Here is a 25,340-nt window from a genome sequence, read left to right as displayed (position 1 = left end):
CATGACTGCGAGAAATCTCATCAAGCGCGGCAGAGTCCGACATTGAGAGGCGGGCAAAGCCTCGACCCATGGCTTTTGATGGCTCGGTCCGGATGCGTCAGCATCTGATAATTCCGACATCGTCTTCGATGCTGATCTCAGTGCCAAAGGGCGCCGACAGCTTCTGGAGACGTTCCAGAATTGATTTCGCTTTGGCCGGAGGTGCAAGACATGGGATGCCACGGTTCGCAAACCTTTTCGAATGACCAAGTTCGATCGGGTGGAGCTGCAGTTCAACAAGTCTGTTTCCCTCGAACCGGCTTGAGGTCACAATACTTTCGTAGAAAACCGGATCCTTAAAACCTGGAGCTGTTGTATATCCCGATGCCATTTCGGCGACCGTGACCTCAGCGTCCGTGTCAGCCCGTTCGTCTTTGCCGTAAGCGTCAAACATGTCAGCGCCCACGGGGGTCCGCAGGTCATCCATCATAAAGTTTCCAAGGCTATAGAAGATTGGCCGGCCCTTGTAGATTTCTATTCCGCGCAGTTGGTGCGGGCCATGTACGATGTATGCGTCGGCCCCAGCATCAATCAGCGAGTGCGCGAACGCTCTCTCATAATCAGCTGGTTCCTGGCTCCAATTTCCCGGTTCGTGTCCGTGGTTCGTCGCAATGCAGAAGTCAGAGAACTGTTTACCGCGTCTCAGATTGCGCAGGATATGAGCAACGTCGCCGGAATGGGGCTCATAGCTGTAGCCCGCTTGCCCACCGGCTTTGTAGGTCACACCAGCAAGCTCGACCAGGTCGTCTTCCGCATGATCGCCTACGTAGTTTGGCAGAGAATCGCGTATCTCCCTCAGGCTCACGAGCATGTGGGGTGCCACGACCACGCTCCTTGCCAATCGAAGGGCATTAAGGCCTGGTCTGCCGGGCGCCTCGCCAGCGGGATCACATGCCCGGGACATCGGCGTAAACGTCGTTGCAAACGATACCAGCGCCACCCGGCCACGCGGGCTTTCGACAAAACGAGCGGCGCCAGCTTGCGAAAGGTTTTCGCCGACACCTGCATGAATGATTTCGTTCTGGTCGAGCGCCCGGCAGGTCTCCCGCATGCCTTCAACGCCCCAATCGAACGTGTGATTGTTGGCGTAACTTACGATATTGAACCCCATTGCCTTCAAAGCGGGCCCAACAACTGGCAGGCTGACGTGATACGCGCCGCCATATTCGGCTTGGGGACTTCCGGTGAAATATCGGCTGTCAAAGATGTTCGTTTCTAGATTGCCAAACGTGACATCAACTCCTTGCAGAAGTTCGGCCACTTCGCCGAACCCCGGGTGGTTGTTTTTCGTAATCGCTCGAGAGACGATAAGGTCGCCCACAGCAACCAAAGTGAAGCCGTCTGCCACGTTTGTTGATACCGAACCAATGGAATCGTATTTGCTCGCCTCTTGTCGAGAGACACTATTTGCCGCCGATTGGTCCACTATATTTCTCTCTTCCATGTTGTTCATTGCCTCGTTGGCATTATCAACCGCGCAGAGGCTGTTCCACAGCGATTGAGGGGTGAGCCGCTGCAGACAACTGTTCATCGGAGCCCGCCGCCGGAGCGCGCACGTGGCACGCCACCACTCGGCTGTCCGCCATAGGAACCAGCGACGGCACTTCAACTCGGCACCGTTCTATTGCGAGCGGGCAGCGCGGGTGAAACGCACATCCGCAGGGTGGGTTGACAGGGCTGGGTACTTCCCCTTCAAGGGGCACTTCCATCCGAACCCGCTGGGGGTCTGGTATAGGTGCAGCAGCGATCAGCGCCTCTGTGTATGGGTGAACTGGTTTGGCGAAAAGCGCGTCGCATGGCGCCAGTTCCACGATGCGACCGAGGTACATGACCGCCACGCGATGGCCAATATGTTCAACGACACTGAGGTCATGCGAGATAAAGATAAAGGCGATACCCATCTGCTGCTGGAGATCCATCAGAAGATTTAGGATTTGCGCCTGCACGGACACATCAAGAGCCGAGACTGCTTCGTCTGCAATGATGAGCGACGGCTTGAGGGCCAATGCACGGGCAATACCCACGCGTTGCCGCTGCCCGCCAGACATCTCAGACGGAAGCCTGTGCATCATCTCCGGCGACAACCCGACCTTTCGCAGGAGGTCGGCCGCCAGCGCTTGGCGGTCTTTGCGGTTTAGCCGTTCGAAGTTCTCGACAGGCTCGGTAATGATCTCTCCTGCGGTGAGACGCGGGTTCAACGAAGAGAATGGATCCTGAAAAACCATCTGCATCCGACGCCGCGAAACTCGAAGAGCATTCTTCTCTAGTCCGGCAATATCGGTGCCGTCGACCAGGACCCGCCCGCCCGTCGGATCCACCAACCGCATCAAGAGCCGTGCGACCGTGGACTTACCGCAGCCGGATTCGCCTACAATGCAAAGAGTTTCCCCGGGCTCAACGGTAAAGGAAACATCTTCGACCGCCCGGACGACCGGGATTGTCTTCTTCAGGAAGCCCCTACCGAGCGGATAATGCTTGGTCAGATTCTCAACTTTAAGCAAAGGACCACTCATGCGCCCATTACCTCCTCGGCTCGCCAGCATGCTGCAGAATGGCCAGGCCTCACGTTACGCAGGCTCGGCGCTTGTTCACGGCATATTCCCGTCGCAAAAGCGCAACGAGGCGCAAAACTGCATCCTACGATCGGCTCGCGCAAACTTGGAACGATTCCAGGGATTTCTGCTAGTCGCTGCTGCCGCCCACGTCTGGGATCGGGCATGGATCGCATAAGGCCCTTTGTGTAGGGATGCAGAGGATAATCGAACAAATCCTTCACCGTGGTCTGCTCGATGATCCTACCCGCATACATGACGATGACACGCTGACACGTCTCTGCAACTACGCCTAAGTCATGTGTGATCAACATGACCGCGGTACCCATGCGCTCTTTCAAGTCGACAATCAGTCTCAGGATCTGCGCCTGGATAGTGACGTCTAGCGCGGTGGTCGGCTCATCCGCGATCAAAAGCTCGGGTGAACAAGCGAGCGCCATGGCAATCATGGCGCGCTGACGCATCCCACCTGACATCTCATGTGGGTAGTTGTACAAGCGTCGTTCGGGATCGGCAATGCGCACCATGCGAAGCATTTCAAGCGATTTTTCCAACGCCTCTGAGCGGGAAGCCCCCGTATGAATTTGGACAGCTTCGGCGATTTGACGACCAACGGTGTGAACCGGGCTCAAACTTGTCATCGGCTCCTGAAAGATCATGGCAATACGGTCGCCACGGATCTTTCTCATTTCCCGCTCCGAGAGATTGAGAAGGTTGCGCCCTTTGAAAAGGATCTCACCACCAACGGTCTTTGCCGTGCGTTTTGGCAGCAAACGAAGGATTGACAGGGCAGTGACACTCTTCCCACAGCCCGATTCACCGACCACGCCAAGTGTTTCGCCGCTGTTCACCTGAAAACTAACGCCGCCTAGCGCGCGTGTAACGGTCTCCTCACCATAAAAGTGGGTCTCAAGTTCGCGAACATCGAGAAGCAACTGGCTATCTGTGTTTTTCTGCATTTTCATGTCAGCGTCTCCGCTTTGCACGGGGATCAAACATGTCACGCAACCCATCCCCAAGCAGGTTGACGGCAAGAACGGTGACGGCGAGACAGATGCCTGGCGCAAAGACCGTCATGGGAGCGATGCCGAGAAACAAGCGAGAGCTCGAAATCATATTCCCCCAGCTGGGAATCTCGGGAGGCACGCCCACGCCCAGAAAGCTGAGGCCGGCTTCTGTGAGGATTGCATCCGCACATACGATGGCGCTCTGAACCATAAGCGGTGGGATCGTGCTCGGAAGGATATGGCGCCACAACACCCTCGGGAGGCGTGCGCCACCGCAAACTGCAGCCTCGACGTAGGGTCGTTCTCGAACACTGAGAACCACCGAACGAACCAACCGCGTTACGCTTGGCAGTTGTGGGATCATTATCGCGACGATGAGGATACCAATACCGGGACCAGTTAAAGAAATGAGTGCGATAGCCAGCAAAATTGTCGGGATCGACATCAAGCCGTCCATGATGCGCATAACGACATTGTCAAAACTCCGACTATAACCAGCGAGGATGCCGATCAGGAGCCCGGCGGCAGAGGCAAAAATCGCCGAAAGCAACCCCACTATAAGGGAAATGCGGGCACCAAAGATAGTTCGAGCAAACACGTCCCGGCCCAGGTGGTCGCTTCCAAACCACTTCTCAGTTGAAGGCGCCTGCAGACGAGAAAAAGGGTCCATGTTTACTGGATCGCCTGCGTACAGCGGTGCGGCAACCGCCAGAACCACCAATACCGTCAATAGGCCGCCACCTACAAACACGAGTGGATGCCGCCTGATTAGACGAGGAAGATGGGCAATTCGTAGCCGGGGCGCCGGCACGGGTTCAAGCTGAGCAGAGAGTGTCATATCAATACCGAATACGAGGGTCGACCAGAGTATAGGAGAGATCAACCGCAAGGTTGATCAGCACGTAAAGGCCTGAAACAAGGATTAGAACGGCCTGAATGATAGGATAGTCACGATTGTTAATGGCATCGACTACCAGACGACCAACGCCGGGGATGTTGAACACAGTTTCGGTAATAACGACGCCCGATATCAAACCCGCCAAACTCAAGCCGATGACGGTGAGGATTGGCACCCCGGCATTCTTCAGGGCGTGGTGAAAAAGCATGGCGTATGACGACGCGCCCTTTGCCGCAGCCGTTCGCATGTAATCTTCCGACAGTACTTCAAGCATGCTTGATCGCGTGATCCGCGCGATGAACGCCACGTAGCCAACACTCAGAGTCAGCGTCGGCAGAACGAGGTGTGCAAACCAAGTGCCGGTGCCACTGCTAATGGGCGCGTAACCTTGAACGGGCAACCAACGAGTTATGATTGCAAAGTAGTATACGAGAGCATACCCGATGACAAAAACCGGAACAGAAAAACCAACCGCCGCAAATCCTGCGAGGGCGCGATCGACGACGCCACCGGCGCGCCATGCAGCAAAGACGCCGAAGTACACTCCTATCGTTACAGAAGAAATGATCGTCATGAAGGACAGAGAAAGAGTGGGCTCTAGTCGGTCCGCGATGAGCTCAAGGACCGGGCGCCCCGTAAAGATCGAAGTCCCAAAGTCCCCGCTGAGGATGGAAATCGCCCAACGTACGAACTGAATTGGCAGCGGATCGGTTAGTCCCAACTGTTCGCGGATGCCGGCGATCATCTCCGGCGTAGCCGCGTCGCCAGCGATTATCGCTGCCGGATCGCCGGGCGCTAGCCTGAGAAGCAGGAAGACGAAGACTCCGACCATCACCATTACAGCGATCGCCGAAGCCAACCTTCGAAGGATGTAAATGCCCATTGTTCCTTAGACCTTTTGCATGTTCCACTTGGCGACAGGTTGCAGCATCTCGAAGACTCCGGAAAGCGCCTCGCTTCTCGCGGATACGAACTGACCGAGTCGAACGTCGCCAACGAAGTTCCACAGATCCCATGCCTATTTCGATCCAGGACTTTGCGCTTCGAGCGGCCCAAATCGGCTATTTGGCCCAGAGTGCTTGATCTTCGTGCCAAACCGCGGCTTTTCCCACCGGCATTGAGGACAGAGCCCCGTTGGCGATCGTTCATCTCGTTCGTGATGAAGATGCTCCAACCTTCCTGGATTGACCGCTATTGGCGCGGCGTGTTCGCGTCGCGAATAATCATGATCGCAGCTCCTCCCAGCTTTTTGTTGCGACGACCTTCCGAAAAGTTCGGATAGGTGGCGTCGCGGACGCTAGCGTCCCACCTTATGTACCCCAGCTTAACCCGATGTGCAACATATGTTTTAGTTTTTATGTTATAATTCAAACGTTGCATTCCCTCCTTGCCCCAGAAGCCTCGTTGCTGCAAGACGAACCTCAATGAATGCCCTGCCGCGCAGCGCTTAGCTGGGCCGGGGCAGCCGACCTGCACCGCGCCGATGAAGGTATTGCCGTTCTGGGCCGCGGCGCGGGTCAATGTTCTGATCGCAACACACGAATCCCGTCCATCGCAATGTGGCGATGGTCGGGATTATCGCGCGAGAATAAGGGCACTCCCTGCTTAAATCTTCAGCATACTCCACATTGGGATAATCTGCGGCATGCCGATGACCCCTCTAAGGGTTTTGCGACGCGCCGTCGGGGAGACGATTTGGCCGAGCCTTATGTCTCCGACGAAATCCCACCAGACGTGCTGCATCTTCCGGGCAAGCGACTTGCGCTCCTCTAGCGTATTTACCTTTGCCCAGTTGGCCCGGAGCGCTTCATATTCTTCGTTCTTCGGCCACCCGTACCAAGCCTTTTCGCCGCTGGCCACGAGAAACGGTGTGCCGAGGGGATTTGCCAGTGAGTAGTCAATTTCATCCGTGATGAAGAGGTTCCAACCGCCGTTCTCGACCAGACCTTTGTTCGCTCTGCGTGCGACCAACCCGCCCCAGTCGCTCGGCGCAAGCACAGCGTTGACGCCGATCTTTCGCAGCGCAGCCGCGACGATTTGAGCGGCGTCACTGAACGTCGCCACGTTGGTCGGTTGCAGAATAACAACCTTCTCACCGGCATATCCCGCTTCGCTGAAGAGTTGTTTAGCCTTCTCGGCATTGCCGCCCGTTTTATACCATCCGGTGTTTTCATCGTTCGTCATCGGGGTATTATTGCCGAATATCGAGGTAACGGGTCGACCGGATTTTGCGTCTGGGGCCATAGCACGTAGAAGCGCTTCCTGGTCGATCAGGTGAAGCAGCGCTTGGCGTGCTTTGACGTTGTCAAAAGGCTTCTGCAGAAAATTCATGCGAAGACAGATGTCAGCACCACCTTTGTTCAGGACTTCGAGTTGAAGGTTGATATCGTTTTCGATCACCGGGTACAGATCGCCAGGCGGCCCCTGAAGAAAATCAATTTCCCCTGTTTGCAGCGCAGCAAGAGATGTCTGCTGGTCCGAGATGTTCTCCCAGATCACACGATCGACCCGCACCACCTTCCCCCCAGCGAGACCATCGGCCACCTCACTGCGCGGCACGTATTTTTCGTTGCGATCATAGGTGAAGCTGGCACCAGGCTTGGCGAGAGCTTCATTGAACTTGAATGGACCTGATCCGATGTTAGTTGTCACCTGCTCGGTCGCAGGACGCATTGCATCCTTCTCTCTCATTATGAAGAGGCAAGGCGGAGTCAGGTCTGCAAGGATGTCGATCAAAAGCCCCAACGGCTCCTTCAGGGCGATGGCGAAAGTCTTGTCGTCGACCCGTGAGATGTTACTGGCCAACTCCACGATCAACTGGCCGCCTGGATGAACCTGTCCCCAACGCCGGATCGAGGCTACACAGTCGGCGGCTGTGACAGGCGAACCATCGTGCCATGCCAAGCCATCGCGAAGCATGAATGTGTAGGTTTTTTTGTCGTCGGAAATACTCCACTTCTCCACCATCTGCGGATGCGGTGCAAATTTAGAGTCTACCGAGAAAAGCGTGTCATAGATGGCCGCCCCGTGGTCGGCGGTAATATTTGCCGTTGTAAATATGGGGTCAAAAACTTGAAGATCGCCGGTCTTTACCATCCGGACAGTCTTCGGATCGACCCCCGCGGCCTGTGCCCGCAGGATGGATGAAATTGTCAAAGCGGTCCCGGCTCCCATACTGACTTTGAAGAGATCGCGTCGAGAAATTTTCATGATTTAGTTCCCCTTTTTGAGCGTTCTTGACTGCAGGCGCTGCCCCTACTTCGAAGATTGGAGCTTTTTCGCAAAGCAGCCGATTTGGCTCCGCGTCGCCGGTGCCAATGAAACATCTATCTCACTTACCGTGAATTGGCAACGTATGTTTTATTATGACCGCGAGTGACTCATTTGTCTCAAACACGCGAAAACAGTGTCGGACCAGTCTTTCCAGTCGGAGGAAGAAGTTCTTGGAACCGGATGGCGTAGCAAATGGCGCATACAGACTTCAGTCCATCGATCTCATTAGGACAGTCTCTTCGCCAGGCTCTCCGCGGCAGTTCCCTGTACACATTCCCGCCCAGGCAAATTGTCAAACAATTGTCTCATTTTATAGGCTGCGACGTTCATAGCCGAGGTCACAGCTACGAGAAGTCCCTTGGTCGAGGACGAACTGGTGACCGCGCGGCCATTACCCAAGACTTTCCGGTACTGCTGGCGGCAGTTGCGACGCGCTTAAGTTCCTCTGTTGCTGCTGCCTTGCTACGCGAGTTTGGAGTTGGAGCGAAAGTCTCGCCAAATGGGAGCCGGTGTTGCATCCGAGCATCTCCAAAGCTGAACATCTAGCGCACATGACCGTCAACGGCAACGGGCGTTAAGAGTACAGGAGCTCCCAACAATACCGAATAGCCAGCTCTGTTGTTGGAATGAGAATTTCGTCCGAGGCGCCGAAGGTGGGCGTGTGGACCCCGGACTCGTTACCTGGCTCTTTACTGCCAAACCAGAAGTAAATCGAGGGCACGCAGCTGGAGTAAAAGCCAAAGTCATCGCTGCCCGCGCTCGCCGATCCTTCAACATACTTGTCCTCGCCTACCGATTGAACGACGAGCTGGCGGAAACGTTCGACCATCGCGGGATCGTTGACCACGGGAGGCTCGCCCAATTGAGATCTAAACTCTGCCTTGCCGCGGTGCAGCGCGGCTACACCGTCGGCTATCTCGCCGACACGTCGCACCAATAACTCACGCCGCTCGCGACTGCCTGTTCGGATTGTTCCTGTCATCGTGACCGATGGGCAGATAATATTCGTCGCCTCTCCGCCGTGGATGGTTCCGATTGTTACGATGGCGCGATCGTCAACCGGCATTTCCCGGGACACCACCTTCTGGACCTCGTTGATGAAGGCGCCAGCGATCGCAATCGCATCCACCCCAGCATGTGGTGACGCACCATGTGCCATGGTTCCAGTCAGTTCGAGGGCAAACTGATCGGATGAATTCGTCACAGCGCCGGCTCGAGCGCCGTAGGAGCCAGCGGCGATATTTGTGCGGACATGAAATCCAACTGCGGCGTCAAACCCGTCGAGCAGATTTTCTTCCGCCACGGTCCGACCGCCGAGCGGCTCGGCTTCTTCGGCGGGTTGGAAGAATACACGTATTTTTCCCGAAAAGTTCTCTCGCATGCGGTGAAAGGCTAGGGCCGCGCCCAAAGCGATTGAGCTGTGCATGTCATGGCCGCAGGCGTGCATTACCCCGGGCACCTGCGAACTGTACGCTAGGTCGTTGCGGTCTTCCTGGATCGGTAGGGCATCTATGTCTCCGCGTACCGCGACTGAATGGTTTGGACCGGCGGCTAGGCCCTGAATGTCAATATAGACGCCGGTCTTATGGAACGTTTTGGCACCGGTCAGGCCGAAGCTTTCCAGCGTTTCGCGGATCCTCTTTTGAGTTTTCCATTCGTTGTTCGAGAGTTCCGGCTCACGATGCATGGCGTGACGCATCTCTATCACCGCTTCCCGCTCTATTTCGGAGAGTATGTTGTTTGTAAAAACCCTCATAGTGAACTTCCCTCATCTGATATGGCGCCATCGCCCGATGCTGACGTTATCTGCGGAACGGTGGCGAAAGACATTAAATCACTTGGTCGTCATGCAGAGTTGCTGCAAAATGCTGAAGTAATCGCATTTTTCCGCGACCCGCAGCATCTTTTGAATTGTGTGTAACCCTCGCAGAAAGCCCGGACCTTCATTCTCTCTCATTCAGCGTGAGCCTTTCAGGCTCCGGCGCATGTTCCTCTTAATGGGTGGGCTCCGCTCATCTCACCTGTTCGGCTCGGTCACCGCCCCAGCCCAGAGTCTCCTCAGCGACCAGATTTTACGCCTCGATGGGAAAAGCGAAACTGGCTTTGACGCGATCCATCACCACCATTGTCTTAAATCCCTTGATATCGGGATTTTCGTAGAAGAATCGGCGGGTGAACTGCTCATAGCCCTCCATGTCTTTGGCGGTGACAACAAGTATGAAGTCCGCCTCTCCCGTCACATAGTATCCTATCATCACTTCCCGGGTGTTACGGATCGCGCCCTTAAATCGATCGACGATGTCAGCTCTTTCGCGCTCGAGAGATACGAGGACGATCATCGTGATGTGTCGGCCAACCGCCTTGGGGGAGACGATCGAAACGTCCGCCTCTATCACTCCTTCGTTCCGCAAGCGCTTCAAGCGTCGTTGGCATGCCGTCGGAGACAAGTGCACTGCCTCTGCAAGCTCCTCCGAACTCAGGCGATTGTTCTTCTGAACCGCTTCAAGAAGCGCCACATCTATGCGATCTAGGTCGATCATTGCGATATCCTGCGAAGGGAAACTGCTTTCGATGCCAAAGCCTCGGGGTTTCTCCTACTAAAGCGCCTAAGCCCTGGAAGCGCGGTTGTTGCCTTTCAATTAGGTGACCGTAAGTGGCCGCTCCGCCATTTCGCGCGCGACGGCTTCATCTATGGGAGTATCATAGGTCAACAAGATGTAGCCCAATATGGAATAGAACCCGACCGTCGCCATTACGTCGAAGACAGCTCGCCTCCCTATGGCGGCGCAAAGCGCGACCTCAAGAGCTGGTGGCAAGAGGAAGCCATCCAAAAGTGCGTCGACGGCTCTGGCAATGAGCCCGTCCTCTCCATCTGGCATGCGACGCATCGCCTGAACGCGCTCATCCGAAATTCCGAGCGCCCGCGCGCGGCTGACGTGATGAGCCCACTCATAGGTCGATCCCATCCGATGAGCAGCTCGCAAGATCACGAGTTCGGACCGGACGGGGCCGAGAGCGCTGTCCTTGACGACATGTTGGCGCAGCGGAGCCCATGCCTTCAGCAATGCCGGATGATGGGCCATTGTGCGATAGACATTCAGTGCGCCGGCGAAATCCGTCTTCATATCCGCAATCTCGGCTGGCCAGTGTTCGTCGGTTAAGGGCGGACATGGAGATGTCGTCATTGGAGAGTCTTTCATGGCACGGCCAACAGCCCCCTCAGCTCTTCACCGCGGCATTTATCGCCGCTGCGAGCCGTTCTATGATGAGGTCGATCTGCGCGGGCTGAATAATGTACGGGGGCGCCAGTAGTATATGGTCGCCATATACCCCGTCGATGGTGCCACCCATCGGGTAGCACATCAGGCCACGCTGCATCGCCTCCTTTTTGATTTTGGAGTGAATTTTGCGCACTGGATCGAAAGGCTGCTTCGTGTCCTTATCCGCAACAAGTTCCACACCACGAAAAAGCCCGCGACCCCGGATGTCGCCGACGTAAGGAGACTGGGCGAGTGCCGCATCGAGCCCCGCCTGGAGGCGATCGCCCATCTTTATAACATTTGTCATTGTCTCCGGACGCTTGAGGATTTCTACGACCTTGTTGGCTGCCGCCGCGGCGATCGGATGACCAATATAGGTATGACCATGCTGGAACAGACCGGAACCTTCGGCAAAGGCACGATAAATTTTTTCAGACAGCATCACCGCGCCAATCGGCTGGAAGCCCCCACCCAACCCTTTAGCGATAGTCACCAGGTCAGGCACGATACCTTCCTGTTCCAGAGCGAAAAACGTGCCGGTGCGGCCCATGCCGCACATCACTTCGTCGAGAATAAGCAAGATGCCGTACTTGTCGCAGACCTGCCGAACCCGCTTGAAGTAGTGGGCCACAGGCCCCACCGCACCGAGCGTCGCACCCACCACCGGTTCCGCCACGAAAGCCATAACCGTGTCCGTTCCGAGCTCGATGATTTTCGCCTCCAGCTCCGCGGCAAGACGCTCGGCATAAGCCTCCGGTGTTTCGCCCATCTGCATGTCGCGATACGCATAACACGGTGAAACATGATGCGTTTCTGGTAGAATCGGCTTGAACTGCTCGCGACGCCCCGCATTCCCGCCAGTCGCCAGCGCGCCAATTGTATTTCCATGATAGCTCTGTCGGCGCGCGATGATATGGCGTCGCTGAGGCTTACCAATCTCGACAAAATACTGGCGTGCCATCTTGAGTGCAGCCTCGACCGCTTCGGAGCCACCTGAGACAAGGTAGACATAGTCAAGCCCCTCAGGCGCTAGTTCAACCAGTTGCTCAGCAAGGTGCTCGGCCACGTCAGTCGTGAAGAATGACGTATGAGCGTAGCTGATGCGTCCCATCTGGGCCTTCATCGCTTGCAAGACCTCAAGATGATTGTGGCCGAGGCAGCTCACTGCAGCTCCGCCGGACCCATCAATGTAGCTCCGACCTTCGCTATCAGTGATGTAGATGCCCTCTCCCGCTACGGCTCTTGGCAGATTTGTTCCGATGGTTCGATGGAGTATTTTGGTCATTGCGATGTCTCGGAGTGTCCGTCTGTTTGGCCTGCGTTCAGGCCCGTCGCCATTGATTCGCAGGTTTCAACCGAAAATGCAACAATTGTTTTACTTTGAGGTATTTTGATGCAATTGTCCTTCTAAACAGGAGCGATTTAACTGAGCTTGTGCCGCGATAGACGACACAAGCTCCATGATGTTTGACTTTTTCAGGTCCCGGAGAGATGTTCGGATCAATCTGTGGCAGCTTACGTGAGGCAAATTTTGCAAAAGGGACCCCTGCACGCACATATCATTGAACGCTTCGACGACATGCCTCAACAGTTGCAGCAGGCGGCTCGGCACATCTTGGAACATCCTCAGGAAGTGGCGCTGGTTTCGATGCGAGAGTTGGCGCGCAATGCGGGCGTGCAACCCTCTACGATGACGCGGTTGGCGAAATCCCTTGGGTTCTCGGGATATGAGGATCTTCGTGGTCAGCATGCCGATGTCATTCGAGTGGGCGCCGAAGGATTTGCCGCCCGAGCGTTGCAGAGAGACGCCGGCGGGACGGACGGGGAAGGACTGGCGCATCGAATGCTCCAAAGCCTTTCCGCTCAGGTTGCTCGCCTCTGTGAACCCGAGACGCTCTCGCAGCTTAGCACGATGGCCGACCGCCTGAGCAAAGCACGCAGAATCTATGTTCTCGGGCTTCGCTCCTGCCATTCAGTGGCTTGGCATTTCCACTATGTGATGACGTTGTTGGGCGAGAAGACCGTTCATCTCGATGGCCCCGCCGGCACAAGCGGCGACGCGCTCATTCACGCCAGCGTCGACGATGTTCTGCTGGCGATTTCGATAAACCCTTACTCACTTCACACTCTCGAGCTTGCCGAGGCCGCCCGCGAAAAAGGAGTGGGAATTGTGGCCATCACGGACAGCGAGGTTTCCCCTCTGGTGACCATCGCCGAACACGTCGTCCTCTTCCCGACAGAAAGTCAGACCTTCTTCCATACATTAGTTCCGGCCCTCGCCGTCTCAGAAGTCCTTTGCGGGCTGCTGGCAGCCGAGGATCGGGCTGCAGCTCTTGAAGGCCTTAAGCAGGCCGATCGCCACCTTTCTACGATGAACACATACGCGACGTCCATCCCGCGGCGAAATATCTGAGATGGTTGCACTGGAGAGCGATGGGTTGTTCTGGTGAGCGCCAGCAGCCAGCGGAAACGGTATAGCCATTGCCCACTCGCTGGTGCTGCCCCCGAAAATTCTGCTGCTGAATGAGCGACCTCCGACACGACACCTATGTGCAGGATGACATGCTGAACCTCGATGACTCCATCAGGAGCAGCCGAGGTAGAACTCCACGACTAATCGGGGGCGATGGCTGTGTGAAAATATCAGCGCCGGCATGCGTACATATGTGTTACGATACTGTGCGGGATGTGGAGGGCCTGATGATATGACCACTCGCCAAATGAACTCCGTGAGGTGCTTTCTGGCGGCGGGGGGACTGCTCAAGCTTCAGACGCTTAACACAAACAATTTCTGTCGTGCTGATTATGCCGCCTTGCAACACCTCATCTCACGCACCACTTAGGAAGCACACGAGTGTCGAGAGACTGCACGCCGCCGCGTTTCCATCACTAGTCAGCATAACTTCCAAAGTTGTCCTGTAGCTTTTGCAGCCGTTCCCCGCGTTTCTTGACCGACGGGCCCAAACGGCGGATGACGTCGTCCACGAGAAGACCAAGAAAGGTCGTCACCGGTGCATTACTCTCCCAGAACATTTCGACATCAGTCTCAATTCCGAAAACATTGTCAGTAAGTTCCTGCGCCCAGTAGCATACGGAATCGGTGATTATTACGAGATCCATGCCTGCTTGCGAGGCCTGCCGGGCCAAAAGCATGGCTTGTGTCGCATAGCGCCGGACATCCACGACAATGAGGACTGGCTGTCCGGTTTCGTCGGCGAACAATTCGCTGTAGGTGCCGCTGGCGCCATCCATAAATTGAACACGCGGACGGGCATATTCAAGACGTAGGCAAAAGTCCATGGCCAAGCCACGCACGCTCTGAAAGCCAGCTACATAGACGCGATCGGTCTTGGCGATTATCTCTGCAACCTCGCCGAAGCGTGGTGTACCGGCCTGCTCGTAGGCGCTTATGACGGCCTTCAATTCCAAATCGAGGCTTACGGAAAGATCCCGAACTGCGTCGTCCTTCCCGTGCTTGGAACGCTCTGCGGAGGCGATGCGCTCGTATCGCTCTCCCACGAGCCAGGCAATCTGATGAATGGTGCTGCCCAGCTCCTCTTTCAGTGCGGCGAGGTTTTCATAGCCGAGTGAACGCAGGAAGCGCCCCACTGTCATGGGACTGACCTTGAGCTTGCTCGAGATCGAGGCGGCGGTCTCGAACGGGATCTCCCGGAGATACGTGACAAGATAAGCTGCGATGGCGCTTTCCGCCCGCGAGAAAGTTGCCTGCCGTTCCGTGATCTTCTCGACGAAGGGGAAGGTGGCAGGCGCCGGCTGGGGCGCTTTCGATCGGCTCATGTGTTCAATCGTCCATAGTTGCGCATAACCTCCTTTACAGCATCGTGCTCGATCGATGCAACGAACCTGTCCTCACATCCCGCCATGGGTTCAGCCGCCACCATGGCATTGATAATCGCCTCCTCAACAGCCTGCGCCGTTGCTTCGAACAGCGTGTCTAACCTATTGTTCGGCAGGAAAGTGAGATCGCCTACGGCGGGCGCGGCCGCCGACTCGCTCATGGTCAAGTTCGCTGTGGAGAAGGCAAGGCACAGATCGCCAGATCCGTCCCCAGCGGGTGTGCCGGTTCGGCCGATGCCGACACCGGCCCGTCGCGCGAGTCGCTCCAACTGGGTAGGGATGAGAGGGGCATCGGTCGCCACTACGGCGATAATCGAGCCCTGCTCGCCGGCCCATAGCCGATCCGAGGTGAGGTGTTCGCCGACGGGTACGCCAAGGATTTTCAAGTGCGGACGAATGCCAAAGTTCGCTTGCACAAGGCACCCGACGGTATAACGCGCACCGAGTAGTTCAACAATGCGGGACGATGTTCCCGTGCCTCCCTTGAACTCGAAGCAGATCATTCCAGTCCCGCCGCCAACATTGCCTTCGGTCAACGGACCGCTGGAAGCGCTATCGAGAGCATCCATTACATGAGCGGGTGTAACATGGAAGGCGTCCATGTCATTGAGGTAGGCATCGCATGTTTCGCCCACCACCGGCAACATGAACTTATAGGCTCCAACGCCGGGCTCGGGCTTCCCGATCATCCATTGCAGAATCGACTGATGAACGGTTCCAAGGCTGTGCGTGTTAGTGATGCCTATAGGTCCGGTGAAATAACCAGCCTCCTTAATCCAGTGAGTGCCCGTCATTTCACCGTTTCCATTAAGCGAGTGAAATCCGGCCCAGACGGGCGCCCGCAATGGTCCTGCGTGACCTCGTGGAAGAATGGTGGTAACTCCGGTGCGTGCCGGCCCTTTGCCGGAGGTTGAAGAGTCGCCGATTACCGTCGAGTAACCTACCTCAACACCGGAAACATCGGTAATTGCATTGAAGGGGCCGGTATTTCCGGAAAATGGCAGTCCTAGATTTCGTGCCCTCGGCTTTGCAGAAGCCTGGGATGCCGTGCACTGAATGGTTTCCATAAGGGATCCTCATTTGGTGGGTTGTTTCGCCTCTTTTTAGCGATTGGACCCACCGAATGATAGAGAAATAATATCCTTTGCATTGCGGTATTTTTCTAACACGGCCGGCGTTGCGCAGCACAACGCCTGCGGACTCGGACATAGGTTCAACGATGAGGGCAGTGATCGTTTCGGCTCTATGTAGCGCGACGTCATCACTCACGCCGGAATCATCTCCCTGACCTTGCCCGGACGCCTAAGACATTCCGGATCGAGAAACTCGAGTGGATCCGCAACACACCTGGTAGTGTAGACAGAATTTCTTTGTGAATCCGCTCGAACTCCCCGGCACTTTCCACGTCCACGCGTAGCATGTAGTCCGAACCGCCCGTCATCAAATAGCACTCACGGATCTCGGGGCTTTTACGGACAGCGGCTTCAAATCGGTTGAGGTATTCCTCAGTCTGCCGCTCCAGCGTGATGTTGATTATCACCGCTATCATCGCTTCGACATTCGATGTGTCGATAAGCGCAGTATAGCCGCGAATGACGCCCGCCTTTTCCATCAGCTTGATCCGTCTCAGGCAGGCCGAGGGCGACAGCCCGACTTCCGCCGCCACGGCCGCATTGCTCATACGGGTATCCAGCCGAAGAAGTCGTAAGATATTGCGGTCGATTCCGTCCAAAGCACTCATGACACATTATTTCAAAAAAACGCATTTCCTTCCAACAATCATGAAACTACGCATCAATCAATCACTGTTTGACGAGCAATTTCCTGATTCTTTCAATATTTTCGCTTCAATAGGAGATGGATATAGGATAGCACGACTTTGGATCAACAGCCTCGCCACACAACCAGCGATCAAGGTGCATCAGGCCACCTGACCATTGATCTTGGCGCTCTTACACGGAATTACGCGAAACTCTCTGCAGAGGTTGCGCCGGCGCGAGCGGCGGCCGTCGTCAAGGCTAACGCTTATGGACTCGGTGCAGAACGGGTTGCCAAGACACTTTATGCCGAGGGCTGCCGCCATTTCTTCGTCGCGCAATTCGCCGAAGCGTTGCGCCTCAGGCCACTTCTCTCCCGCGATGCACAGGTCTTTGTGCTGAACGGCCTACAGCCCGGCAACGAGATTGCTTGCGTCGAAGGCGGCATCATCCCCGTGATCAATTCTCTGGAACAGTTGCAACAATGGAGAAATGCCGCTCAGCGCGTTAAGCGCCGCCTGCGGGCCGTGCTGCAGTTCGACACCGGCATGTCACGCCTTGGCGTTCCGCCAGAAGAACGCACGGCCCTTGCCGCTACGTTGAAAACCTGCGGTATGATCGACATCCTGTTTATCATGAGCCACCTCGCCTCCGCCGACGATGCCCCAAGCCAACAGAATGGCGAGCAACTCGCGGAGATGAATCGGATCGCCGAAGAGTTTTCGGAATTTGATGTCTGCTTTGCCAATTCCGGCGGCATTTTCTTAGGTGCTGCCTATCATGGCGTTCTCGCCCGTCCTGGCATCGCGCTTTACGGTGGCGCGCCAACAGCCGGCGAGGCGAACCCGATGGAGCCGGTCGTCCGGCTCGATGTCGCCGTGGTGCAAACGCGCACCGTGCCCGCCGGTGCGCGGGTCGGCTATAACGGCACCCTGTCACTCAAAGCCAAACCCGACTCGCGACTATTGCCGCTGGCTATGCCGACGGCCTGTTGCGCGGCCTGAGCAGCAAAGGCGCGGTCTATTGCGACGGCGTGCGCCTTCCGATCGTCGGACGTGTTTCCATGGACAGCATCACCATCGACATCACCGCACTGCCGGAAGGCCGGCTCATGCTCGGCAACCTCGTGGAAGTCATTGGTCCGCATCAGGCGCTCGAAGAGCTCGCGCGCGATGCTGGGACCATCTCCTATGAAATCTTGACCAGCCTCGGCCATCGCTATCATCGGCGATATTGCTGACCATTTTTCCCCAGTGAGGATATTATGAAAGTCATTGTTCTCGGTGCCGGCATCATCGGCGTGACGAGTGCTTATCAGCTAGCCAAGGCCGGACACGAGGTTACCGTCATCGACCGTCAGCAGGGTCCTGCGCTAGAAACCAGGTTTGCTAACGCCGGCGAGGTATCCTTCGTATCCCCACGGTGACGGCCGTCTTGTGATGTGAAGCTTAACATTGGAAGTCCTAGTGGTAACCCTAGGAGTAGTCCTATGACCAAGCAGCACATTGAAGTGATCACGTCGGTCGAGCGTCGGCGTCGGTGGTCTCGCGAAGAGAAAGAACGGCTGGTAGCGGCAACGTTAGAGCCTGAAGCAGTTATCTCGGATGTTGCGCGTTCCGCAGGGATCCATGTCAGCCAATTATTCCGGTGGCGTAAGGAGCTTTGCCAGATGTCAGCGCCGTCGGTCCCACAACTCCTTCCGGTCGAAGTCGTCGCGGCCTTGCCGTCGCCGGAGGCGGTGGAAACACCATCACCTTCTCGGGTGCGCAAGAAGAGCAGCATGGTGACGATCGAGCTTGGCCGCGGCCGACGTATTCGTGTGGAGAGCGATGTCGATACGGAAGCGTTGGGCCGGATCCTCGATGTTGTGGAGCGGCGATGATCCCGGTTCCGAGCGGCGTGAAGGTGTGGCTCGCCACCGGCTATACGGATATGCGCAAGGGCTTTCCCGGTCTGTCGCTGATGGTGCAGGAGACGCTGAAGCGCGATCCGCACAATGGTCATCTGTTTTGCTTTCGCGGGCGTCAGGGCGGATTGATCAAAGTGATCTGGCATGATGGGCAAGGCGCCTGTCTGTTCACCAAGAAGCTGGAAAGCGGACGGTTCGTCTGGCCGTCGGCGGCTGATGGCACCCTGGTGATCACGCCCGCCCAGCTCGGCTATTTGCTGGAAGGCATTGACTGGCGGATGCCACAAAAAACCTGGCGTCCCAGCTCGGCTGGATGATGGAAACTGCTGGAAAGACGGGAGCGAATATGATTCCATCCCGCCATGACCGATGCGGCCAATCAACTTCCAGACGACCTTGCCAGCGCGCATGCGATGATCCTCGCCGAGCGTGCGGGACGCCGTGAAGCCGAAGCAATTGCCGCTCGTGCGCAGGCGGTGAACGCGCATTCGGATGCGTTGATTGCCCGCTTGAGACTGGAGATCGAGAAGCTCAAGCGCGACATCCACGGCAGCCGCTCCGAGCGCAAGGCGCGTCTTCTCGAACAGATGGAATTGCAGCTTGAAGAGCTGGAAGCTGATGCCAGTCACGACGAATTGGCGGCCGAGATGGCGGCCCGATCATCAACCACCGTCAAAGCCTTCGAGCGCAAGCGTCCTTCACGAAAGCCGTTTCCCGAGCATCTGCCGCGCGAACGTGTCGTCATCGCTGCACCTCACACTTGTCCGTGCTGCGGCTCCGGCAAGCTGGCGAAACTAGGTGAGGATATTACCGAGACGCTGGAAGTGATCCCGCGTCAATGGAAGGTCATTCAGACGGTGCGGGAAAAGTTCACCTGCCGCGAGTGCGAGAAGATCACGCAGCCTCCGGCACCTTTCCATGTGACACCACGCGGCTTTGCCGGGCCAAACCTGCTCGCCATGATTCTGTTTGAGAAGTTCGGCCAGCATCAGCCGCTGAACCGCCAGAGCGAGCGCTATGCCCGCGAAGGCATCGACCTCAGCCTCTCGACGCTTGCCGACCAGGTCGGTGCCTGTGCCGCAGCGCTGAAGCCGGTGCATGCGCTGATTGAAGCGCATGTTCTCAGCGCCGATCGGCTGCATGGCGATGACACGACCGTGCCAATCCTGGCGAAAGGCAAGACCGACACGGGTCGCATCTGGACGTATGTCAGGGATGACCGCCCATTTTGCGGCTCCAGCCCGCCGGCAGCCCTTTACTATGCGTCGCGCGATCGGCGGCAGGAACATCCCGAGCGTCATCTTAAGAGCTTCGCCGGTATTCTGCAGGCGGACGCCTATGGCGGCTACAACCCGCTCTTCAAAGTGGATCGCGATTTGGGTCCGCTGACACAGGCACTGTGCTGGGCACATTCGCGCCGCAAGTTCTTCGGGCTTGCCGACATTGCGACGAATGCCAAACGCGGCAAGAACGCCACGCCGATCTCACCGGTTGCGCTCGACGCCGTAAAGCGCATCGATGCACTGTTCGACATTGAGCGCGACATCAATGGCCTTTCCGCCAACGAGCGGCTGCAACGACGCCAGCAGGAAAGCCGTCCTCTTGTCGACGAGCTTGAGAACTGGATGCGGATCGAGAGATCAAAACTGTCGCGCAGCTCGCCGGTCACCGAGCCCATCGACTACATGCTGAAGCGCTGGGAAGGCTTCACGACATTCCTCGGTGACGGTCGGATTTGCCTGACGAACAATGCTGCCGAACGAGCACTGCGCGGCTTCGCCCTCGGCAGAAAATCGTGGTTGTTTGCGGGCTCCGATCGCGGTGCTGACCGGGCTGCCTTCATGGCCACGCTGATCATGACGGCCAAGCTCAATGACATCGATCCGCAGGCCTGGCTTGCCGATGTCCTCGCCCGCATCGCCGATATGCCGGTTACAAAACTCGCAGAGCTGTTGCCGTGGCATTGGAAACCGGAAACAGCGATCATCGCGTCGGCCGCGTAACAGGGCGCGGAACAGTTCTTCCGACCGTCGCAAACCTTCATCGCTTAGAACGACAGACTTCGACTTGTTCGCGGGATCTGCAATCAGACCCTTCTGATGCAAACGGTCCATGACGCCCCAGTCAAACCCTTTCCAGGCGCGACGCTCGTCATGCAGCGTGAGCCATAGTAAGGCGAGAACAGCATCATTGATCTTCTCGTCATCGATCTCCATGCCGGAAACATACCATGCGCACAGGCTAAAATCCTGCGGCCCTCACCGGATGCGTACTATCCTTCGGCTATTGCTCGCCCTGGGCTGCACCAGGGATTCCTTTGAAGGCAATGAAATGGCTGGTCATGAAGCACGCGCCATTGATTTTGCGTCCAAAGGTCGACACTGCCACCTTATGGAACTCAGGTCGCGGTGGGGGCCCTAGTGCGAACATCGACAAGCGCCCCAACCAACAGGCCTGGCGGATCAATGGCATACTGACGGAACCATATAACGGAAGCCGCGGGCTGCTTAATGCAGCCCGCTGGACTACCCATACCTATAAGACTCGATGATTTTGAGCCTCGAACTTAAGCCTCTTTCAACGAAGACGTCTGGGACGTAAGTCTCTTTCGCCACCAGGTGAGATAGAGAGCAACAAGCCAAAGCAACGGCATTAGCGTAAGTAAAGAGCCAACTGCAGCCAGTGTCGGATCGATCTGTTGCTTCAGGTTTTCCAGCATCTTTAGCGGCAGGGTGTAGACTGAAAAACCGCCAACCAGTGACGTAACAACAACTTCGTCGAAAGAGGAGATGAAGGCGAACAGCGCCCCACCGATAATACCTGGACGTATCAGTGGAAGCGTGACTCTTACAAAGGTCCGCAATGGATTGGCCCGCATGCTCAAAGCCGCCCGCTCCAACTGCTTGTCAAAGTTCGCAAATGTCGCCGAGACTGTAACAACGACTAAGGCAATGGCACCAACACTGTGAGCAAGAACGACCCCTGTAGTTGATCCAATCAGCCCAAGATTCAGGAGCCCAAAGTAAGCTGCGACGCCCATAACAATGACCGGAGCGGTGATGGGGGTTAAGATGGCCATGGTTAAGATGTTGCGGAGACGTGGCGATGTGCGGTCAATGCCGTATGCCGCAAGCGTACCAATAATCGTCGACAGGATGGCGACGGCGACACCGAGTTTTAAGCTGGTGAAAAAGGAGCCCATCCATCCCGGATCCCCTAACACTGCGTAATACCACTTCAATGAGAAGCCGGCAGGGGGAAACTCCAAAAAGGCCCCGGCGCTGAACGACATCACGACGATCACGAGGCCAGGAAACTGAAGGAAAGCCATAGCAAGCGCAACATACAGGCCCCCTATGATCCGCGGCCAGACTTTGGGCCGAGCGCCTTGGTATAGCTCGGCAGTCCAGCGCTTTGAACGATGATGATTTGTCGCTCTGTCCGCAACCTTTCTCAGCGGGTTGAGGCGGTTCAGCCAAGTTGTCCGAACAAAGGAAGCATCCGAAGCCTTTGGACCGGAAAGATCGAGGCCGAATATCGACAAAACGAGCATTGCGAGGGCCAAAAGGATGAATGCCGACGTGGCAATAGTGGGCAAATTCGAGGTACTTCTAAACGTTTCCGCAATGTAGGTCGCCAGCATGATTTCACGAAGTCCGCCTAGTGCCTGCGGTGTAATGTAGAATCCAAGGCAGACGACAAAAACCAACAAGGAGCCGCTACGCACCCCTGGTAAACTGAGCGGCACGAAAATGCGCCAGAATGCCTCAAACGGGCGCGCCCCCATGCTTCGGCCAGCTTCCATAAGAGACTTATCAATACCGTTCATAACGCTTAGCAGTGGCAGGATCATTGTCGGAAGCATGATATGCACCATGCCGATATAAGCGCCGAACCGGTTGTAGATGAGCGAAAGCGGACTGCTGATCACACCGAGGTCGAGCAGCAGATTGTTGATCAAACCGTGATCGCCCAGGATCACCGTCCAAGCATAGGTGCGCACCAAAGCACTCGTCAGCCAAGGTAATACAATCAGTACAATAAGTATGGTGCGCAGGCGCTTCGAAGTCGCCATGATAAGGTATGCCAGAGGATATCCGACGATAAGGCAGATAGCCGTCACGACCAAACTTATCGTAATTGTTTGGATGAGGACGGGCCATCCCGATTTGCCGAAGAACGCTTGATAGTTCGCTATCGAGAATTCGGGCGCATTGAAGCTATCCAAGAAAAGTTGGAGGAGCGGCAGCCCGACTACCGAGAGCAGAATCGCAAGCGCCGGGATCACCAGCATGATGGGCATCCGCCCAAGCTTTTGAATTAATTCCATCGGCTTGCCCTCACACCCTCACAAAACGCAGGTCAGATCGCAGCCAATCAAGCCGTACCTCGTCGCCTGCTCCGAAGATCTGCTGGTCTGATGCGACATGTTCGCGAACTGCGAGAACGCTATTGCCGACACGCACTTGATACTTCCGCAGTGGACCCGCATAGATCATGTCGTCTACAACGCCCGAGACGAACTGACGCCTCTCCGCGTCTGGGCGTTTTGGCGCGTCGACGCTGGCGACAGAGATCCGCTCCGGGCGTATCATCGCGACGGTTCCGGCTGATTGCGTGGCGTCGGTTTGTAGTTCGAACCCGGAGTTATCGAAGATGTTGGCTTCGCCTAGGAAATTTGCCACAAAGCGTGTGGCTGGCCTGTCGTACAAAGCTTGTGGAGTGTCGGTCTGCTCAATTTCCCCCGCGCGCATAACCACGATGCGATCCGACAATGTAAGTGCTTCGTCCTGATCGTGGGTAACGCATATCGTAGTCTTTCCAAACTCCTTGTGCAGGTGTTTGATTTCGACCTGCATCTGCTCACGCAGGTTGCGATCTAGAGCGCCGAGTGGCTCGTCCAACAACAGGACCGGTGGATCGGCAATCAGTGCGCGCGCGAGCGCCACGCGCTGCTGCTGACCTCCGCTAAGTTGCGATGGCATTCTGTTGCCGAACTCTTCAAGGTGTACGCGCCGGAGCATCCGATCGGTAAACACCGCCCGCTCGGCTGCCTTAATGCCACGCATCTCGAGGGGAAATTCTAAGTTGCGGCGCACCGTGAGATGCGGAAATAAGGCATAGTTCTGAAATACGATGCCCTGGTCGCGCCGGTAAGAAGGTACTTTACTAACCGACTTTCGCGATATGCGGATATCACCTGAGGTAGGCGCTATAAATCCGGCAAGCAGCATTAGTGCTGTGGTTTTGCCCGAACCGCTCGGACCAAGGATTGTGAGGAACTCACCCTGATGAACTGTTAGAGACAATTCTCTAACGGCAGCAAGGGCTCCATATATTTTAGTCACGCCCCGGAACTCAATTTGTGCGCCAGTCGCAGAAATGTTCTTCGAAGGCACATCCTCAACCAAGACTGTATTGCTTAGATGCATCGTCATCTAGTAGTACTCCGAAAGGGAATTCTGCCAATGCCATGAAGCGGTCGCAGGATGTAACTGCGTCACGCTTCGATAGCAAAAGCGGTTTGCCGTTAGGCTGCTTAGCGAAGAATCCATTCCTGCCAACGCTCTGTCAGGCGCTGAGAATTCGTAAGACCGTCTGGCCCTACTTCTGCATACCACTTCGGATTTGACGGATAACTGATCGAAGCATAGTCGGGGTGAGCAGCGAGCTTGCGCGCGATGTCGTCGGGGATCAATGAATAGGCTTTTTTATTGCTGGGTGACTGCGCGAATAGCTTCGCCAACGTCGCCTGTCGATCGGGGCGAGCGAGTGAAGCGATGAATTTATGCGCGAGTTCAACATTGGGGCTACCCTTGGGAATCGCATACATATCCCAGGTGAGCTTGGCCTGATTTCGATTGATTTCGATCGGCTCACCGGCATCGATAAGAGAATTCGCTCGGCCGTCATAGGAATGCGCGATCTCGACAACATCATCGCGCAGCATCTGCAGAATCTCAGAGCCGCTTGCCCACCATTTGCGGATGTGCGGCTTTATCCTGTCCAGGCTGGCGAAAACCCGGTCAATGTCCATGGGGTAGAGCGCGTCCATGGCAACACCATCTGCGAGCAGCGCCTCCTCGAAGGGGCCCTCACCTCCCCATACGCCTGTCTCCAGCGATCGGGTGCCCGGAAATTTCTCGACATCCCAGAATTCGGCCCAATTGGTCGGGCGCGGCTTCCCCGGGGGGAATTTCTCGGTATTCCATACCATGTTCTGGGAAGACACATATGGCCCGAAGCCGAATGGCTCCTTGCAATAATCCAGAGTATTATCCAAGTCATCTTTGTTGAAGATCGAATAATCAATCTTCTCAAGATAGCCGGCTTCCGCTTGAACTAGGTGATCTTGGACGACAGCTTGGACGATATCAATCGACACATTGTTTGACTCCACCATCAAGGCGATCTGCGATGTGGAGAGGTCTTGCTCAATGGGAACAACTGTAATTCCATTCTCTGCCTCGAATGGCTTGACGAAGGCTTCCTTGAAGGCCTCACCCCAGTTTCCGCCGCTCATGTTTACCCTTAGCTCGCCCGAGGTGCTGGCCCGGGCACGCCCAGAAGCAGATGACAACGCACCGATCGCTACTGCCGACGACGTCGCCTGCATGAAGCGCCTGCGATTGATCAATAAGCTCATTATGTTCTCCCTCCCATTCGCCAAGTCCTTGGCTCTACTGCATCAGAGACCTTAGTGGCGAGGCCCGCAGGTTTTAGGTAATCTTCGCGCTCGCGCGCGGGAATGCGGCGAAGTTTTGGAAAATGGGAAGGTTTGCTGCGC

The 25,340-nt window shown here is 56.2% G+C and carries 22 protein-coding genes and 3 pseudogenes; 7 read left to right on the top strand and 18 right to left on the bottom strand.

The genetic code is table 11. From position 1 onward, the window contains the following. Positions 1-97 precede the first annotated feature (97 nt). The 8 genes from N8E88_RS02030 to N8E88_RS01995 all read right to left on the bottom strand — a co-directional run bounded on the left by N8E88_RS02030 (position 98) and on the right by N8E88_RS01995 (position 9,468). Positions 98-1,483, bottom strand: coding sequence for a CapA family protein (locus N8E88_RS02030; protein ID WP_410010524.1), 1,386 nt, complete (start codon positions 1,481-1,483; stop codon positions 98-100). A gap of 25 nt (positions 1,484-1,508) precedes the next feature. Further along, on the bottom strand, positions 1,509-2,552 hold the full coding sequence (locus N8E88_RS02025; RefSeq protein WP_262290877.1) for an ABC transporter ATP-binding protein: 1,044 nt from the start codon (positions 2,550-2,552) through the stop codon (positions 1,509-1,511). After that, entirely contained in the window at positions 2,549-3,556 is a 1,008-nt protein-coding gene (locus N8E88_RS02020; RefSeq protein WP_262290876.1) for an ABC transporter ATP-binding protein, read from the bottom strand. Before N8E88_RS02020 ends, N8E88_RS02025 begins: the two co-directional genes overlap by 4 nt. A 1-nt stretch (position 3,557) precedes the next feature. After that, on the bottom strand, positions 3,558-4,436 hold the full coding sequence (locus N8E88_RS02015) for an ABC transporter permease (protein WP_262290875.1): 879 nt from the start codon (positions 4,434-4,436) through the stop codon (positions 3,558-3,560). Between the two features lies 1 nt (position 4,437). Beyond that, positions 4,438-5,379 (bottom strand): ABC transporter permease, encoded by a 942-nt coding sequence (locus N8E88_RS02010; RefSeq protein ID WP_262290874.1) that lies wholly within the window; start codon positions 5,377-5,379, stop codon positions 4,438-4,440. A gap of 308 nt (positions 5,380-5,687) precedes the next feature. Further along, positions 5,688-6,017 carry a hypothetical protein gene (locus N8E88_RS02005; RefSeq protein ID WP_262290873.1) on the bottom strand — a complete coding sequence of 110 codons (330 nt, stop codon included), beginning with the start codon at positions 6,015-6,017 and terminating at the stop codon, positions 5,688-5,690. 84 nt (positions 6,018-6,101) lie between these two features. Continuing rightward, positions 6,102-7,706, bottom strand: coding sequence for an ABC transporter substrate-binding protein (locus N8E88_RS02000; protein WP_262290872.1), 1,605 nt, complete (start codon positions 7,704-7,706; stop codon positions 6,102-6,104). 637 nt (positions 7,707-8,343) lie between these two features. Then, the gene (locus N8E88_RS01995) at positions 8,344-9,468 is read right to left on the bottom strand and encodes a M20 family metallopeptidase (protein WP_262290871.1); all 1,125 of its coding nucleotides are present in this window, start codon (positions 9,466-9,468) and stop codon (positions 8,344-8,346) included. Between N8E88_RS01995 and N8E88_RS01990 the strand changes: the two genes are divergently transcribed. Then, a complete protein-coding gene (locus N8E88_RS01990; RefSeq protein WP_262290870.1) occupies positions 9,460-9,690 on the top strand; it encodes a hypothetical protein in 231 nt (76 codons plus the stop codon). The genes N8E88_RS01995 and N8E88_RS01990 overlap by 9 nt on opposite strands. A 151-nt stretch (positions 9,691-9,841) precedes the next feature. Here N8E88_RS01990 and N8E88_RS01985 read toward each other — a convergent pair whose 3' ends face one another. The 3 genes from N8E88_RS01985 to N8E88_RS01975 form a co-directional block, all read right to left on the bottom strand. Continuing rightward, positions 9,842-10,309 carry an Lrp/AsnC family transcriptional regulator gene (locus N8E88_RS01985; protein WP_262290869.1) on the bottom strand — a complete coding sequence of 156 codons (468 nt, stop codon included), beginning with the start codon at positions 10,307-10,309 and terminating at the stop codon, positions 9,842-9,844. A 99-nt stretch (positions 10,310-10,408) separates the two neighbouring features. Next, positions 10,409-10,954, bottom strand: coding sequence for a carboxymuconolactone decarboxylase family protein (locus N8E88_RS01980; protein ID WP_262290868.1), 546 nt, complete (start codon positions 10,952-10,954; stop codon positions 10,409-10,411). 34 nt (positions 10,955-10,988) lie between these two features. After that, positions 10,989-12,314, bottom strand: a complete 1,326-nt coding sequence (locus N8E88_RS01975; RefSeq protein WP_262290867.1) for an aspartate aminotransferase family protein — start codon at positions 12,312-12,314, stop codon at positions 10,989-10,991. Between the two features lie 243 nt (positions 12,315-12,557). Here N8E88_RS01975 and N8E88_RS01970 point away from each other — a divergent pair, with 243 nt between their 5' ends. Continuing rightward, a complete protein-coding gene (locus N8E88_RS01970) occupies positions 12,558-13,442 on the top strand; it encodes a MurR/RpiR family transcriptional regulator (RefSeq protein ID WP_262291060.1) in 885 nt (294 codons plus the stop codon). A 476-nt stretch (positions 13,443-13,918) separates the two neighbouring features. On the opposite strand, the gene N8E88_RS01965 is transcribed toward N8E88_RS01970, so the two are convergent. From N8E88_RS01965 to N8E88_RS01955, 3 genes are all read right to left on the bottom strand, one after another. Beyond that, positions 13,919-14,827, bottom strand: a complete 909-nt coding sequence (locus N8E88_RS01965) for a MurR/RpiR family transcriptional regulator (RefSeq protein WP_262290866.1) — start codon at positions 14,825-14,827, stop codon at positions 13,919-13,921. Further along, complete coding sequence (locus N8E88_RS01960; protein WP_262290865.1) at positions 14,824-15,954, bottom strand: DmpA family aminopeptidase; 1,131 nt, start codon at positions 15,952-15,954, stop codon at positions 14,824-14,826. The genes N8E88_RS01965 and N8E88_RS01960 overlap by 4 nt, the downstream gene beginning before the upstream one ends. A gap of 209 nt (positions 15,955-16,163) precedes the next feature. Beyond that, positions 16,164-16,628, bottom strand: a complete 465-nt coding sequence (locus tag N8E88_RS01955; RefSeq protein WP_262290864.1) for an Lrp/AsnC family transcriptional regulator — start codon at positions 16,626-16,628, stop codon at positions 16,164-16,166. Between the two features lie 138 nt (positions 16,629-16,766). On the opposite strand from N8E88_RS01955, the pseudogene alr reads away from it, so the two are divergent. The 5 genes and pseudogenes from alr to tnpC all read left to right on the top strand — a co-directional run bounded on the left by alr (position 16,767) and on the right by tnpC (position 20,556). After that, a pseudogene (gene alr / locus N8E88_RS01950) lies at positions 16,767-17,884 on the top strand (alanine racemase). 24 nt (positions 17,885-17,908) lie between these two features. Continuing rightward, positions 17,909-18,055, top strand: a pseudogene (locus N8E88_RS01945) (FAD-dependent oxidoreductase); the annotation flags it as partial. Positions 18,056-18,133: 78 nt separating this feature from the next. Beyond that, on the top strand, positions 18,134-18,526 hold the full coding sequence (gene tnpA / locus N8E88_RS01940; RefSeq protein ID WP_262290514.1) for an IS66-like element accessory protein TnpA: 393 nt from the start codon (positions 18,134-18,136) through the stop codon (positions 18,524-18,526). Beyond that, on the top strand, positions 18,523-18,870 hold the full coding sequence (tnpB, locus tag N8E88_RS01935; RefSeq protein WP_262290515.1) for an IS66 family insertion sequence element accessory protein TnpB: 348 nt from the start codon (positions 18,523-18,525) through the stop codon (positions 18,868-18,870). The genes tnpA and tnpB overlap by 4 nt, the downstream gene beginning before the upstream one ends. A gap of 45 nt (positions 18,871-18,915) precedes the next feature. Continuing rightward, complete coding sequence (gene tnpC / locus N8E88_RS01930; protein WP_410010500.1) at positions 18,916-20,556, top strand: IS66 family transposase; 1,641 nt, start codon at positions 18,916-18,918, stop codon at positions 20,554-20,556. Here the strand turns inward: tnpC and N8E88_RS01925 are convergent. The 4 genes and pseudogenes from N8E88_RS01925 to N8E88_RS01910 all read right to left on the bottom strand — a co-directional run. Then, positions 20,557-20,769, bottom strand: a pseudogene (locus tag N8E88_RS01925) (DUF6429 family protein); the annotation flags it as partial. 350 nt (positions 20,770-21,119) lie between these two features. Beyond that, entirely contained in the window at positions 21,120-22,883 is a 1,764-nt protein-coding gene (locus N8E88_RS01920) for an ABC transporter permease subunit (protein WP_262290863.1), read from the bottom strand. A 10-nt stretch (positions 22,884-22,893) separates the two neighbouring features. Further along, complete coding sequence (locus tag N8E88_RS01915) at positions 22,894-23,991, bottom strand: ABC transporter ATP-binding protein (protein WP_262290862.1); 1,098 nt, start codon at positions 23,989-23,991, stop codon at positions 22,894-22,896. A gap of 101 nt (positions 23,992-24,092) precedes the next feature. Then, positions 24,093-25,199 (bottom strand): ABC transporter substrate-binding protein, encoded by a 1,107-nt coding sequence (locus tag N8E88_RS01910; protein ID WP_262290861.1) that lies wholly within the window; start codon positions 25,197-25,199, stop codon positions 24,093-24,095. Between the last annotated feature and the right edge of the window lie 141 nt (positions 25,200-25,340).

Source organism: Phyllobacterium zundukense, from assembly GCF_025452195.1.
Classification (GTDB): Bacteria; Pseudomonadota; Alphaproteobacteria; order Rhizobiales; family Rhizobiaceae; genus Phyllobacterium; species Phyllobacterium zundukense_A.
Note: the sequence above shows the minus strand (reverse complement) of the source record. Positions and strands in the feature narration are given on the sequence as shown.

Excerpts from the sequence above, each read along its gene's own strand:
- N8E88_RS02030 (WP_410010524.1), bottom strand. The coding sequence starts at position 1,483 with ATGGAAGAGAGAAATATAGTGGACCAATCGGCGGCAAATAGTGTCTCT.
- N8E88_RS02025 (WP_262290877.1), bottom strand. The coding sequence starts at position 2,552 with ATGAGTGGTCCTTTGCTTAAAGTTGAGAATCTGACCAAGCATTATCCG.
- N8E88_RS02020 (WP_262290876.1), bottom strand. The coding sequence starts at position 3,556 with ATGAAAATGCAGAAAAACACAGATAGCCAGTTGCTTCTCGATGTTCGC.
- N8E88_RS02015 (WP_262290875.1), bottom strand. The coding sequence starts at position 4,436 with ATGACACTCTCTGCTCAGCTTGAACCCGTGCCGGCGCCCCGGCTACGA.
- N8E88_RS02010 (WP_262290874.1), bottom strand. The coding sequence starts at position 5,379 with ATGGGCATTTACATCCTTCGAAGGTTGGCTTCGGCGATCGCTGTAATG.
- N8E88_RS02000 (WP_262290872.1), bottom strand. The coding sequence starts at position 7,706 with ATGAAAATTTCTCGACGCGATCTCTTCAAAGTCAGTATGGGAGCCGGG.
- N8E88_RS01995 (WP_262290871.1), bottom strand. The coding sequence starts at position 9,468 with ATGCGTCACGCCATGCATCGTGAGCCGGAACTCTCGAACAACGAATGG.
- N8E88_RS01985 (WP_262290869.1), bottom strand. The coding sequence starts at position 10,309 with ATGATCGACCTAGATCGCATAGATGTGGCGCTTCTTGAAGCGGTTCAG.
- N8E88_RS01980 (WP_262290868.1), bottom strand. The coding sequence starts at position 10,954 with ATGACGACATCTCCATGTCCGCCCTTAACCGACGAACACTGGCCAGCC.
- N8E88_RS01975 (WP_262290867.1), bottom strand. The coding sequence starts at position 12,314 with ATGACCAAAATACTCCATCGAACCATCGGAACAAATCTGCCAAGAGCC.
- N8E88_RS01965 (WP_262290866.1), bottom strand. The coding sequence starts at position 14,827 with ATGAGCCGATCGAAAGCGCCCCAGCCGGCGCCTGCCACCTTCCCCTTC.
- N8E88_RS01960 (WP_262290865.1), bottom strand. The coding sequence starts at position 15,954 with ATGGAAACCATTCAGTGCACGGCATCCCAGGCTTCTGCAAAGCCGAGG.
- N8E88_RS01955 (WP_262290864.1), bottom strand. The coding sequence starts at position 16,628 with ATGAGTGCTTTGGACGGAATCGACCGCAATATCTTACGACTTCTTCGG.
- tnpA (WP_262290514.1), top strand. The coding sequence starts at position 18,134 with ATGACCAAGCAGCACATTGAAGTGATCACGTCGGTCGAGCGTCGGCGT.
- tnpB (WP_262290515.1), top strand. The coding sequence starts at position 18,523 with ATGATCCCGGTTCCGAGCGGCGTGAAGGTGTGGCTCGCCACCGGCTAT.
- tnpC (WP_410010500.1), top strand. The coding sequence starts at position 18,916 with ATGACCGATGCGGCCAATCAACTTCCAGACGACCTTGCCAGCGCGCAT.
- N8E88_RS01920 (WP_262290863.1), bottom strand. The coding sequence starts at position 22,883 with ATGGAATTAATTCAAAAGCTTGGGCGGATGCCCATCATGCTGGTGATC.
- N8E88_RS01915 (WP_262290862.1), bottom strand. The coding sequence starts at position 23,991 with ATGACGATGCATCTAAGCAATACAGTCTTGGTTGAGGATGTGCCTTCG.
- N8E88_RS01910 (WP_262290861.1), bottom strand. The coding sequence starts at position 25,199 with ATGAGCTTATTGATCAATCGCAGGCGCTTCATGCAGGCGACGTCGTCG.